Source organism: Bacillus sp. 1NLA3E, assembly GCF_000242895.2.
Taxonomy (GTDB): domain Bacteria; phylum Bacillota; class Bacilli; order Bacillales; family Cytobacillaceae; genus Bacillus_BU.
The window spans coordinates 1,017,715-1,029,947 of sequence record NC_021171.1 but is presented as its reverse complement, the minus strand read 5'-3'; the positions used below and the strand labels follow the sequence as shown (position 1 = coordinate 1,029,947).

At 39.0% G+C, this 12,233-nt stretch carries 15 protein-coding genes; 7 read left to right on the top strand and 8 right to left on the bottom strand.

The window, feature by feature from the left end:
- Positions 1 to 6: 6 nt before the first annotated feature.
- From B1NLA3E_RS05055 to B1NLA3E_RS05045, 3 genes are all read right to left on the bottom strand, one after another.
- Positions 7 to 945, bottom strand: a complete 939-nt coding sequence (locus B1NLA3E_RS05055; RefSeq protein WP_041580924.1) for an ABC transporter ATP-binding protein — start codon at positions 943 to 945, stop codon at positions 7 to 9.
- 190 nt (positions 946 to 1,135) lie between these two features.
- A complete protein-coding gene (locus tag B1NLA3E_RS05050; protein WP_015592763.1) occupies positions 1,136 to 1,474 on the bottom strand; it encodes a DsrE family protein in 339 nt (112 codons plus the stop codon).
- 1 nt (position 1,475) lies between these two features.
- Positions 1,476 to 1,787: a metal-sulfur cluster assembly factor gene (locus B1NLA3E_RS05045; RefSeq protein WP_015592762.1), complete on the bottom strand. Its 312-nt coding sequence runs from the start codon at positions 1,785 to 1,787 to the stop codon at positions 1,476 to 1,478.
- A gap of 262 nt (positions 1,788 to 2,049) precedes the next feature.
- Between B1NLA3E_RS05045 and B1NLA3E_RS05040 the strand changes: the two genes are divergently transcribed.
- The 3 genes from B1NLA3E_RS05040 (at position 2,050) to B1NLA3E_RS05035 (ending at position 3,314) form a co-directional block, all read left to right on the top strand.
- Positions 2,050 to 2,868 (top strand): Cof-type HAD-IIB family hydrolase, encoded by an 819-nt coding sequence (locus tag B1NLA3E_RS05040; RefSeq protein ID WP_015592761.1) that lies wholly within the window; start codon positions 2,050 to 2,052, stop codon positions 2,866 to 2,868.
- 105 nt (positions 2,869 to 2,973) lie between these two features.
- The gene (locus B1NLA3E_RS25170) at positions 2,974 to 3,126 is read left to right on the top strand and encodes a hypothetical protein (RefSeq protein ID WP_187292153.1); all 153 of its coding nucleotides are present in this window, start codon (positions 2,974 to 2,976) and stop codon (positions 3,124 to 3,126) included.
- A gap of 2 nt (positions 3,127 to 3,128) precedes the next feature.
- On the top strand, positions 3,129 to 3,314 hold the full coding sequence (locus B1NLA3E_RS05035) for a DUF3813 domain-containing protein (RefSeq protein WP_015592760.1): 186 nt from the start codon (positions 3,129 to 3,131) through the stop codon (positions 3,312 to 3,314).
- Positions 3,315 to 3,372: 58 nt separating this feature from the next.
- Here B1NLA3E_RS05035 and B1NLA3E_RS05030 read toward each other — a convergent pair whose 3' ends face one another.
- The gene (locus B1NLA3E_RS05030; RefSeq protein WP_015592759.1) at positions 3,373 to 3,810 is read right to left on the bottom strand and encodes a Gmad2 immunoglobulin-like domain-containing protein; all 438 of its coding nucleotides are present in this window, start codon (positions 3,808 to 3,810) and stop codon (positions 3,373 to 3,375) included.
- Positions 3,811 to 3,825: 15 nt separating this feature from the next.
- Complete coding sequence (locus B1NLA3E_RS05025; protein WP_015592758.1) at positions 3,826 to 4,668, bottom strand: YitT family protein; 843 nt, start codon at positions 4,666 to 4,668, stop codon at positions 3,826 to 3,828.
- A gap of 97 nt (positions 4,669 to 4,765) precedes the next feature.
- Between B1NLA3E_RS05025 and B1NLA3E_RS05020 the strand changes: the two genes are divergently transcribed.
- Both B1NLA3E_RS05020 and B1NLA3E_RS23645 read left to right on the top strand, forming a co-directional pair.
- Positions 4,766 to 5,626, top strand: a complete 861-nt coding sequence (locus tag B1NLA3E_RS05020; protein ID WP_015592757.1) for a DegV family protein — start codon at positions 4,766 to 4,768, stop codon at positions 5,624 to 5,626.
- Between the two features lie 71 nt (positions 5,627 to 5,697).
- Positions 5,698 to 5,829 carry a DUF3941 domain-containing protein gene (locus B1NLA3E_RS23645; protein WP_083935051.1) on the top strand — a complete coding sequence of 44 codons (132 nt, stop codon included), beginning with the start codon at positions 5,698 to 5,700 and terminating at the stop codon, positions 5,827 to 5,829.
- 32 nt (positions 5,830 to 5,861) lie between these two features.
- Here the strand turns inward: B1NLA3E_RS23645 and B1NLA3E_RS05015 are convergent, their stop codons facing one another.
- Positions 5,862 to 6,740: a CvfB family protein gene (locus tag B1NLA3E_RS05015; RefSeq protein WP_015592756.1), complete on the bottom strand. Its 879-nt coding sequence runs from the start codon at positions 6,738 to 6,740 to the stop codon at positions 5,862 to 5,864.
- Positions 6,741 to 6,845: 105 nt separating this feature from the next.
- Between B1NLA3E_RS05015 and B1NLA3E_RS05010 the strand changes: the two genes are divergently transcribed.
- Entirely contained in the window at positions 6,846 to 7,337 is a 492-nt protein-coding gene (locus B1NLA3E_RS05010; protein ID WP_015592755.1) for a YajQ family cyclic di-GMP-binding protein, read from the top strand.
- Between the two features lie 40 nt (positions 7,338 to 7,377).
- Here the strand turns inward: B1NLA3E_RS05010 and B1NLA3E_RS05005 are convergent, their stop codons facing one another.
- Positions 7,378 to 8,901: an alpha-amylase family glycosyl hydrolase gene (locus tag B1NLA3E_RS05005; protein WP_015592754.1), complete on the bottom strand. Its 1,524-nt coding sequence runs from the start codon at positions 8,899 to 8,901 to the stop codon at positions 7,378 to 7,380.
- Positions 8,902 to 9,145: 244 nt separating this feature from the next.
- Here B1NLA3E_RS05005 and B1NLA3E_RS05000 point away from each other — a divergent pair, with 244 nt between their 5' ends.
- Positions 9,146 to 10,111 (top strand): nuclease-related domain-containing protein, encoded by a 966-nt coding sequence (locus B1NLA3E_RS05000; protein ID WP_015592753.1) that lies wholly within the window; start codon positions 9,146 to 9,148, stop codon positions 10,109 to 10,111.
- A 199-nt stretch (positions 10,112 to 10,310) separates the two neighbouring features.
- Here B1NLA3E_RS05000 and asnB read toward each other — a convergent pair whose 3' ends face one another.
- On the bottom strand, positions 10,311 to 12,161 hold the full coding sequence (gene asnB / locus B1NLA3E_RS04995; protein ID WP_015592752.1) for an asparagine synthase (glutamine-hydrolyzing): 1,851 nt from the start codon (positions 12,159 to 12,161) through the stop codon (positions 10,311 to 10,313).
- Positions 12,162 to 12,233: the final 72 nt, after the last annotated feature.

The following is a 12,233-nucleotide window of genomic DNA, read 5'->3' as shown; positions in this document are numbered from 1 at the left end:
TCCCTCCTAATCTCTAAGGCTTCGGCCGGTTAAATGCAAAAAAACACTTTCAAGGTTTGGCTCTACAATATCAACTGAATTAATCTTTGCACCAATTTTTGTCACTGCCTGAATAAAATCGCTTAATATGATTTGAGGTTCTTTATGAAAGACCATTAATTGATTACCCTGAATGCTTATATCTTTTTCAGAAAAAATGTTAGTTAATGGTTGAAGTAATTGATCCGATTTCGCTGTTTCTTTATTTAAGGTTAAAATAATTCGCGAACGGTCCCCAATTGTTTCTCTTAGCTCTGGAATTGTCCCACATGCAATCAGTTCGCCATGGTCAATAATACCAATGCGTTTACAAAGGTATTCAACTTCCTCCATATAATGACTCGTATAAATAATCGTCATTCCTTTATTGTTTAAACTCTTAATTGTTTCTAAAATATGATTCCTCGACTGTGGATCAATTCCAACCGTTGGTTCATCCATAATCAGTAACTCGGGATGATGTAAAATGGCTGCGCCAATATTAACCCGTCGCTTCATTCCGCCTGAAAAAGTTTCCACTTTATCCTTCGCGCGGTCAGAGAGCCCAATAATCTCAAGGACTTCCTCTACCCTCTTATCCAATTCTTTTCCCGATAATCCGTACATTCGTCCCCAAAACTTCAAATTTTCCTTTGCCGACATGGTCTGGTAGAGGGCAATATCCTGCGGAACAATCCCAATCCATTTCTGAGCTTGCTTGGCATTTTTAATCACATCAATATCTTTTAGCTTGATCATTCCTGAGGTGGGAGAAAACAAACCTGTGATCATATTGATAATCGTTGATTTTCCGGCGCCATTTGGACCAAGCAAACTAAAAGATTCTCCTTTTTCGACGGTAAAAGAAACCCCTTTTACCGCTTCAAAGTCTCCAAAGTTCTTTCGTAAATCACTTACGGTCAGCATGTTCACTCATTTTCACTCCTTACTCCATTCATCATTCCTTACCCTATTACCATACCGAATCGGTACAAGTAAATATATAGTTTATTGAAAAAAGTATGAACATTTTGCAAATTACCCCTAATTTTAAAAGCAAAAAAGGGACTCTAAAATTAGAGATCCCTTCCATTACTACTATTACTGTTGTTTTCTTTTATGAAATCGTTATAACTTCATATTTAGCTGCCAGCTCAATAAAATGTCCCATACCGCTTATCTTACCGGCCACTAACTTTTCTTCAAGTTGATAGTGATCGACACACGTTTTACATGCAAGAATATCTACCCCTCTTGCTTCAAGTTCTTGTAAATGTACCGACACCAAGGATTCGTCCGTAAGTGTAAAAACACCACTATTCATAAAGAACACTGCTACAGGAACATCATCCCGTTGTTTCAGTAGTGTAAAAAATGTCTCAAGTATTCCCTCACCCAGTTCTTCGTCACCTTTGCCAAGTTGATCAGAACTAACTAATATAATTTTGTTGTTCATGCTAATCTCGTACACCTAAAGCTATTTTTGCATACCGTGACATCCGATCCTTTGACCAAGGAGGATTAAACACAATATTAACCTCAGTTTCCTTAACTTCTGGGATATCAGCTAGTGAGCTCTTTACTTGATCAACAATCGTCCCAGCAAGTGGACACCCCATTGCCGTAAGCGTCATCGTTACCGTCGCTTTTCCGCTTTCATCCAGTTCTATATCATAAACAAGTCCTAAATTAACGATGTCTATACCTAACTCAGGATCAATTACTAATTCTAAAGCACCCATCAAATTTTCTTTTAACGCTTCATCCATTATGTTCACTCCTCGCATATAATAACAAACTGCAAAAATGGCAAGTCAAAAAATTTATTATACGCGGATTGTATTTTTTTACAAACCAGTCGTAAAACTGATAACATAAACAAAAACATATCCACGTTTATAAAACATAAAATTAGTTTACCATGTTAACAATTTTTTCCCAAGCTTAACACTCAGATCACAACAATGTAAAAGAACTAGGTTACACTTTATAATACGGAAAATACATCCTGGATAAAAAGAAGGAGAATGTATGACAAACAAACATCTAATTGCATTAGATCTCGATGGAACTTTATTAACCGATGATAAGAGAATTTCTCTTAATACAAAAGAAGTCATTCGCAAGGCTCGTGAACAGGGGCATATTGTGATGATTGCAACAGGAAGACCATATCGATCAAGCGAAATGTTTTACAGGGAGTTAGAACTCGATAGCCCTATCGTTAACTTTAATGGGGCATTTATTCATCATCCTAATGATTATCGCTGGGGGATTTACCACTCACCAATGGATATTAAGGTGGTAAAGGAGATCGTTGATGCGCTTGATTCCTTTTCATTTCATAATATTATTGCTGAAGTCATTGATGAAGTCTATATTCACTATCATGATGAAAAAATACTGGAGATTTTCCAACTGGGAAATCCAAACATTACCACGGGAGACTTGCGGACATTTTTAACTGACTCCCCAACTAGTTTGTTAATTCATACTGAAGAAGACCAACTTAAGCAGATTCGTCACCACCTGTCTACCGTTCACGCAGAGGTGATTGACCACAGAAGCTGGGCCGCTCCATGGCATGTTATTGAAATTATTAAATCTGGCTTGAATAAAGCGGCAGGGCTTAAAGTGGCCTGCGATTATTATAATATTCCACAAGATCGAGTTATTGCTTTTGGTGATGAGGATAACGATTTAGAAATGTTGGAATTTGCAGGACGTGGAATTGCTATGGGAAATGGTATTGATGCTGTAAAAAATATTGCCAATGAAGAAACCCTATCGAATGAAGAAGACGGGGTAGCAATTTATTTAAACGAATTATTGAATTTAAAGGCTTTATAGACGATTACCTTCCCTATTTTTTCCTTTTTAATCTTACCTCTTGAGGAGATACTATGAAAGAAGCATAATGAATGCTTCAAATCAAGCTCGGTTGGAGGGATTCTAATGGGTAAACGGAATAAATCACGACGATTTGTGCAACAAGGGGCAACAACAGTCTCCCAGCATGCAAACCGTATCCCTTATCACACCACCTACGCTGAAGCTGAAGCTCAAAAAATGGCAAATGTACATGATTCTTCACTTGGAGGAATATAAACATGGGTAACCGACTATTTCAAGAAGCGAGGAAATTTGTAAGTTTAGCCAAGTCAGCGGATCCAAATGATCAGCAAACTGCAATACCTAGAGCAAAAAATGCTTTAGAATCTGCCTATGCTAATTCCACGGTTGCTGAACAAGCGCAGCTTCACGTATTACAAAACGAGCTTGAAAACCTAACATAATCATGGGGAAGGAGAGGCTAACAAATGGCAACTGCCACTTCGTTAGCCTCTTTTTTCGTTAATAGAATTGCTGTAATATAACGGGAAAAACATGAATCAGTTCTCCACTCTTTTTTTCTTTTTCAAATAAATACATCGCGACCGTACCATTGTCAGGAAGTACGTTTGCTGGAATGGTCACTTTTATTTCGAATCTTGACCACTTTGGAAATGCCTTTCTGGAAACAACACGAGTTTCTGAAATAAACTCACGATGACCATCTTCGACTACGTAATAAAAGTATCCTTTTGTTGTTCGTGCTTCCCCTTTAACAACATAAGTCCCGTCACGTCCGCTCACTTTTACATGACGAAAAATAGGGTTATTTTTAGAAAAATAAAGATCGTCTAGTGTTTTAACAACCCCTTGTCCGCCACCATTTTCATTTTGCCCGTCAACATTAAGTACTGGAACCAGCATGAAAAGAATAAGCATATATAAAATCCGTCTAATCATTCGATCACCTCTCAATTAATCTTTTCGGAAAAATCCATAAATCCCAGTGGTTTGCATAATATTCGTAAATGCACCCGGGTCTACCTCTTTAATTATCTTTTCCAAATCAAACAGTTCATATCTTGTAATGACGATCATTAACATTTCCTTAGGTTCGTTCGTATACCCCCCTCTTGCTGAGACAGTGGTCATACCACGAACGAGCTTGGAATGAATGGCTTTTTTTAGCTGGTCAGCATTCTTGGTAATGATTAAAGCTGTAAGCTTCTCATGTCTTGTATGAATCGTATCGATTACCCTTGTTGATACATACAAAGATACAAGGGTGTATAAAGCTTTTTCCCATCCGAAAAGATAACCTGCCGTTCCTATAATGATGGCATTTAAGGTGAAATAATATGTACCCACAGGTTTATCCTTCATTCTCGATAGGATCATGGCGATGATGTCCATCCCCCCCGTTGATGCACCCATTCTCAGGGTAATACCAACACCAACAGCAGAGATCACTCCGCCAAAAGCAGCATTTAATAAAATATCAGAAGAAACCTTCTTAACAGGGATAAAATCTAGAAACAAAGACATCAGCACCACACTGATGAAGCTATAGATTGTGAAGGAGCGCCCAACCTTTTTCCACCCAAGGATTGTTACAGGAATATTCAAGAGCAGCAATAAAAATCCCATCGATAAAGGATACGGAGTGAAATGTCTTGAAATCTTTGAGATTAGTTGGGCAGCCCCGCTAAAACCGCCAGAATAAACATTAGCGGGGATTAAAAAATAGTTCATAGCAACGGCATTTAATAAGGCACCCATACACACGGCAATGATTTTTTTCAATTGACTTAAAGCCATTACATTACCCCTATCTGTTTATCGTGAGATTGTTGTTTTTTTCCTACAAAACCGATACACTAAATATAAATATCTAAGATGAAAAGCAGGTGAAAAGATGTCGTTAACCATCATAACTGACAGCGTCTCTGATTTACCGATCACCTTTTATGAAGATAATGATGTTGTCCTTCTTCCATTAAAAGTTGAACTAGAAGACAAAGAATACGATGATCAAATAGAGATTGACCCTAACACAGTTTATCAAGCCATTCGTGCCGGCAAGATTCCAAAAACCTCTCAGGTTCCGCCACAACGTTTCAAGGATTTGTTTACGGAAATGGCGATAAACAAGCAAGATGGGATCTATATTGCCTTCTCCTCCCAACTATCTGGTACCTATCAAACAGCTGTTATGATTCTTAATCAAGTCAAAGAGGAGTATCCTGATTTTAATTTAACGATTATTGATTCAAAATGCGCCTCCCTCGGGTTAGGCTTAGTTGCCGTTGAGGCAGTCCGTTTAGCTAACGAAAATGTCTCAAAAGACGAACTGGTAAAAAGGCTTCAGTTCCACGCCTTTCATATGGAGCACTTGTTTACGGTTGAGGATCTAGACTATTTAGCTAGAGGCGGCCGAGTCTCAAAAGCAGCTGCTTTTGTTGGTGGACTCCTAAATATAAAGCCATTATTAAATGTTGAAGATGGAAAACTTGTCCCGTTAGAAAAACTTCGCGGCAAGAAAAAATTATTACACCGTGTCATCGAACTAATGAAAGTGCGCGGAAAAGGCTTTGAGCAACAAATCGTTGGGATTAGCCATGCAGATAATGCTGAAGGCGCCCAGGAAATCCAAGCCATGATCCAAGAAGAATTACATCCAAAACAAATCATGGTATCTTCGATTGGTTCTGTGATTGGAGCACATACTGGTCCAGGAACCATTGCAATCTTCTTTCTAAATAACATTCCATCTTAATGACATTTACATACTCTTTTCATATCTGACGAAAACTAAGGTGATTGAATTTATTTGAAAGGAGTATGAATATGTCTCATACATCTGATAACGACAAAAAGGCGAAGGATAATCAAGCCTTACGCCACGAAAAGAATATGATGCGTGAAAAAAACCGCAAAGCCGGAAAAAATCAATATTCCAAAACAACAGACCACCTATAAAAGATCCTTTTTCAAAAAAAAGAAGAGGCGACTCAGTTCGAGTCTTCCTCTTCTTTTTTAATATAGGTCCAGTTATCTTCTTGGTACACTCTGCCAGCCTTCATCAATTTCCCCAATGCCCGTTTAAACGCTGCTTTGCTTAAATTGAAACGCTCAGTAATTTCTTCTGGCAAGCTTTTATCACTATATGGCATAGCCCCGTTCCGTGACTCAAGGTATTGGAAGATGGCTTCAGAGTCCTTATCCAACAGATCTTGTTTTCTAGGTAACAAGGAAACATTGATGGTCCCATCCATTTTGACGTCGATGACTCTTCCCTCAACTTTTTCACCAAGACGTGGTTCCCTTTCCCGCTGTGATTCATGGATAAACCCTTTATAACCTTCTGCCGTAAACAACCAGCTGGCTACCTTCGCTGTTCGGTAAATATAGCCATGAACATTTTTATTAAAGGCGGTTTCCGTCGCCTCAACCGCTTTTTCTTCCATGATTGGGTCGGTTGCAAGTTTTGCATAAAGTCGCTGATTTCGATTAACCCTGATTGTCACATATAGTAAATCACCAACCATCGGCCATACATCCTTGTGAGCAGGTAAATCCTCTTCCCCCAGTAAAAGGTCCTTTTGGATTCCAATATCCAAAAACATCCCAATTCCAGGCTGAACATCCACTACTTTAACCCATTCATAATTCCCCACTGTTACTAAAGGAATTTTATCAGTTGCCGTAAGTCGTCCCCTTGAATCTGAATAAAGGAATACTTTTACAGTCTCATCAATAAAATATTGACGACTCGTTTCTTTTCTATGCAATAAAACATCTTCAGTGCCATCAGTTAAAAAATAACCAAATTCTGATTCGCGTGCAACTGTTAGTTCCAATACATGACCTACATTTTCTGCTAAAGGCATGTCTTTTCCTCCAATATGTTCACTTTAATATAATTCCTTAAGTTGTTTGAACTGCTATATTTTACTATAATGTAGACGTAAAGAAAAATGTTTTCGGAGGTTTTTATGGCAAAAGAGAGCTCTTTTGATATTGTGTCCCAAGTTGAATTTTCTGAAGTAACAAATGCAATAAGTTTAACGATGAAGGAAATCACAACCCGTTATGATTTTAAAGGCAGTAAAAGTACTGTATCTCTCGACAAAGAAGAGCTAGTTCTTGTTTCCGATGATGAATATAAACTTGACCAGCTCAAAGATGTTTTACTTGGAAAATTGATCAAGCGAGGCATTCCGATTAAAAACCTTGATTACGGAAAATTAGAAGGTGCTTCGGGCGGAACGGTTCGTCAACGGGCCAAACTCGTCCAAGGAATCGATAGAGAAAATGCCAAAAAGATTAATACCATTATTAAAAACAGTGGTGTCAAAGTTAAAAGTCAAGTCCAAGATGACCAAATTCGCGTCACTGGGAAAAACCGTGATGACCTGCAACAAATCATTGCCGCCGTTCGCGCTGCGGATCTTACAGTAGAAGTACAATTTGTTAATTATCGCTAATTAGCAACAAGACCGGGCACAATATGCCCGGTCCTTTTTGTTATTTAGTTTGACGTTTTTTTCTGGACCTTTTTATTAAAATAAACAAAAATCCAATAAATAAGAGATAAACAATTCCCATGGCGATAAGATAGGGAATATTGAGACCACTTTTTTCAGCTAGCTCATAAACCTCTGCCACATCTCGGTCAATGATAATTTGATATTTTCCATTTTTACTTTTTACTAAATCACCGTTCAAATAGCCACGCAATTCTTTGTCCTTCGGAAGTTGGTCGGTATCAAGAATGACTTTTTGTGACTTGGAAGTATTATTGATGGCTACGACAGTCACTTCACCTTTATATTCACGTTTATAAACCGTCATCCCATTTTTAGTATAAAGAGGCTCGATCCTCCCTTTTGTTAGCGAAGGAAATTTATTCCTTACCTCACCAAGCTTCGTAATATACTCAACTAGATCCTGATCAGTTCTAAAATCCATTTGGCCACGATTATCGTCGTTTTTACCCCCTTCAAGGGCAATTTCACTACCATAATAGACAATAGGAATCCCTGGTGTGGTAAAAAGGTATGTTAGTGCAAGCTTCCACCTTGAACCAGGATGGATGTTATTTAGGACTGCATCGTGGGTAAATCGCGTACTTCTTTGATTGTCCATGAAAGTACCCATCAAATTCGGTGAATCATAAAGCTGTTTATTTTTTTCTAATATGTTAAAAAGCTCTTCTGTTGATTGGTCTGGCTTGGCGAAAGAATTCCTTAACACTCCATTTGAGGCGTAGTCAAGAAAACCGTCGATGCCTGTTTTGCTGTACGCACCAACTTCACCTGCGTTTGGAGCTTCAATATCACCAAGGAGAAATAGATCAGGTTTTACTTTTTTTGTTTCTTTAGAAAAATTTGTCCAGAAACTAGTGGGGACATTTGCAGCATGGTCTAGTTTATACCCATCTATGCTTGTCTCTTTCACCCACCATTTGGCCACATCAATTAAATAAGCTTGTACAGCAGGGTTTTCCTGATTTAAATCTGGTAATCCATCAATCCAGTCAGTTTCAATATTTTTACCTTCTTGTTTTTCATGAAACCAATCTTGCTTAGTAGGGTCTTGTAACCACGGGTTGTGAGGACCAACTGAATTGGCTGGAAACTCGACAATCACCTTCATATCCCGCTTATGCGCTTCCTTAACGAGCTTCTTAAAAGAAGCTAATGTGCCAAATTGCTCTTCTGGCTTATAAAAATCCTTAACCCAATACCCATGATATCCGTTTTCCTCATTATCAAAAATCGGCGAAAGACATATGGCCGTAAACCCCATGTCTTTTATGTAATCAAGTTGCAGGGTAACCCCTTTAAAATCACCGCCGTGGTACGCTAATGGATCTTTGGCATTCACCGCTTCATCATTGCTTGAATCCCCATTATTGAAGCGATCAATCATCAAATAATAAATTGTTTCTGCTTGCCAGTTATCTTCTTTTTTTTCAACCGCTCCCACTTGAAGGCCGTAAAAAAGAAGAAACGGGATTAAAATGAAAGGAAATACTCTCTTTTTCAACTAACTCCGCTCCCCCTTGAAATAAATTAGATTTATGATTTATTCATCATTCATCTGAATCTTCTCAATTTTTACATACGCCTTTAGATTATCTGTTTGTTTGCGGACAGTCAAACAAGATGCAACAATGGATGAAAATGTCGACGGTTGCTGTTTATTTTTTCAAAAAAAGAGGGAAAGTGAAGGAATTTCCTTGTACTGTGCCGAAGGTCTTTTATGTCCAAAGAAAGGAGAATGATGTTATTTGATACATAAAAAACGGAAAAAACCTCGAAAACTCGAATTTAATGAAGCTTGCTTGTGCCGAACCCCCGTTGGTCATCCCCAAATTCCAGTCATTTTAAAAGACATTGCCCGGAAAGAAGCCGGATACTATGGTGAGCAAAGGTTAGATACCATTTTAGAATATCTCCCTGATAAAGATTACCACATATTTCAAGGCATTCGGTTAGCCAACGAAAAAGGATTCCAGTTTCAAATCGATGATTTAATCCTAACTCCAACCTATATACTAATAATTGAAGCGAAAAACATGGCCGGAAAATTGGATTTTGACCAAACTTGTGATCAGTTGGTTCAAAATGATGAAATTGGTTATGAGGATCCCATTTTGCAGGCCCAGTTTCAACTTCGTGAATTTAAAAACTGGCTTAGAAAGCATCAATTTCCGGATTTGCCCATGGAATATCTAGTCATGATGAGCAATAAAAACTGTGTGTTAAAGATAGAACCCGGGAGTGAAGCCCAATATCGAGTTTGCCGTGGCCGGAGTGTTATCCATCGGATTGAGGCGTTCACAAGGAGATATCAAACGGTTAAGTACCCTCCAGAAATGATTAGAAAGCTGTGCAAGCTATTGCTGAAAAAAGATATTGAACCATATTATGACATTGAAAAAATTTATAAAATATCGAGGTCCTCGCTGCCTACAGGTGTTCAATGCCCCTCATGTAAGTGTTTTGCGATGGAGTATAAGCGCGGTTTGTGGCACTGCTCGACATGTGGTGTGACATCTCGAAATGCTCACATTAAGGCGTTAAGGGATTATTACCTTCTTATCGGTCCAATGATCACAAATCAACAATTGCGGGAGTTTTTGCACCTGAATTCACCAGATATAGCACAAAAAAAGTTTAAAAAATTGAATTTGCCTTCTTCGGGTAAAAATAGACATCTTGTTTATCAGCTTTCTTTGGAAAAATTACACTAATTTTTATTCTATCCGCCAAGTTTTGGGGCCAATCCGCCAAGTTCGTGGTCCTATCCGCCAAAATCAGCCGCCAATCCGCGAAATTCGGGCTCCAATCCGCGAAAAAGGCTTGCCAATCCGCCAAAGCATTTTTTCAAGTCCAAAACCCGCTAGCAAGCCACAGCCAAACAAAAAAAGCAGGGCCAGACATAGACCCCAGTTAACTTTCCACAATATTAATCCCATAATCTTTAAACCACACATGAATTTGAAATAAATGCGCCAACAACTGCGGCCCTGTCATCAATTGTCCGAACCACGGAACCGTAAAGGCAGAACCTTTCGTCTCAATAATCTCCTTCAGGACTTTCGGATCAAAAAACTCATGCAACGCAGAACTTTTATCACTTAATGCATCTGCCAGTAATAGATTGACCTGTTTTGTATATTCTGGATGATGTGTTTTCGGGTACGGACTCTTCTTTCGATACAAAACTTCATCTGGCAATAATCCCTCTAGTGCTTTGCGTAAAATTCCCTTTTCGCGATGACCAAACGTCTTCATCTCCCAAGGAATATTCCAAACATACTCGACTAAACGATGATCAGCAAACGGCACACGAACCTCTAAGCTGGCTCCCATACTCATGCGGTCCTTACGGTCAAGCAACGTCGTCATAAACCAAATCATATTCAAATAAAACAGCTCACGCCGCTTGGCATCCTGTTCATTTTCATTGTCTAATCTTGGCGTTTCAGCAATTGTCTCAGAATACCTATCCATGATATATTCAGGCAACATCAGCCTCGACTGCCATTTTCCTCTCAAAATTCCTTGTCTCTGGTTAGCTGAGCGCATCCACGGAAAACCTTGACGATTTAAATCATCATCTCGATAAAACCATGGGTAGCCGCCAAATATTTCATCTGCACATTCGCCTGAAAGACTGACAACGAAATCCTTCTTAATTTCCCGACAAAACCATAACAATGAAGAATCAATATCAGCCATCCCCGGCAAATCTCGAACATGAACAGCTTCAGTCAGGTGATTTGCCAAATCAATTTGTGAAATGATGTTGCTATGATGTTTCGTGCCGTAAGACTTCACCATTTTTTGAATAAATGCAGAGTCCGAATTTGGCTGAAATTCATTTTCTTTAAAAAATAAATCATTTCCCTCATAATCAATCGAATACGTGGAAAGCTGCCCTTTGCCATCCTGTTCAAATTGCTTTGCAGCAATGGCTGTTATGGCGCTGGAATCCACCCCACCTGATAAAAATGTACACAGGGGAACATCTGAAACTAACTGACGTGTCACCGCATCTGTCACGAGAAAGCGGACCTTTTCAATCGTCTCTCCTAAGCTATCACCATGTTCTTCACTTTTGACATTCCAGTAGCGCCACACCTTCAAGCCATTTACTGTTAACAAAAGGGCGTGACCTGGTCGCAGTTCTTTCACACCTTTAAAAACTCCAACCCCTGGTGAACGAGATGGACCCAACCCAAAAACCTCCGAGAGTCCCTCACGATCTACTTCAGTTTTCAAATCCGGATGAGCCAGCACAGCTTTTAACTCGGAACCAAACACAATCCCACTACCGATTTCAGCAAAAAACAGTGGTTTTACTCCTAAGCGGTCTCTGCCTATAAATAATTGCTGCCTGTTTTCGTCCCACACCGCAAAGGCAAAAATTCCATTTAAGTATTGAACACATTCTTCTTGCCACTCTATATATGCTGAAAGTAAAACTTCAGTGTCCGAATGCCCCTTAAAAGAATATCCTTTTATAAGTAGCTCTCTACGTATTTCCTCAGTGTTGTATAGCTCTCCATTGTAACAAATGGTGTAACGGTTTCCGGATTTCTCCTTGGTCATAGGTTGCTTTCCGCCCTCAGGGTCGACAACAACTAATCGCTTGTGACCAAACCCGGCATGAATATCTGTCCAAACATTCGTATCATCCGGTCCTCTTTTTGCCAGTGTTTCAGCCATTTTCGAAATAGTTGTTGTCTGTTTTCGAATGTCTTGATGATAGTCAATCCAACCTGTTATCCCGCACATTATTTTTTCATCCTCTCTTCCCATTTAAGGCTTTGTTATTGGAATGGTTTTATCTTATGCAAACCTAAAGAA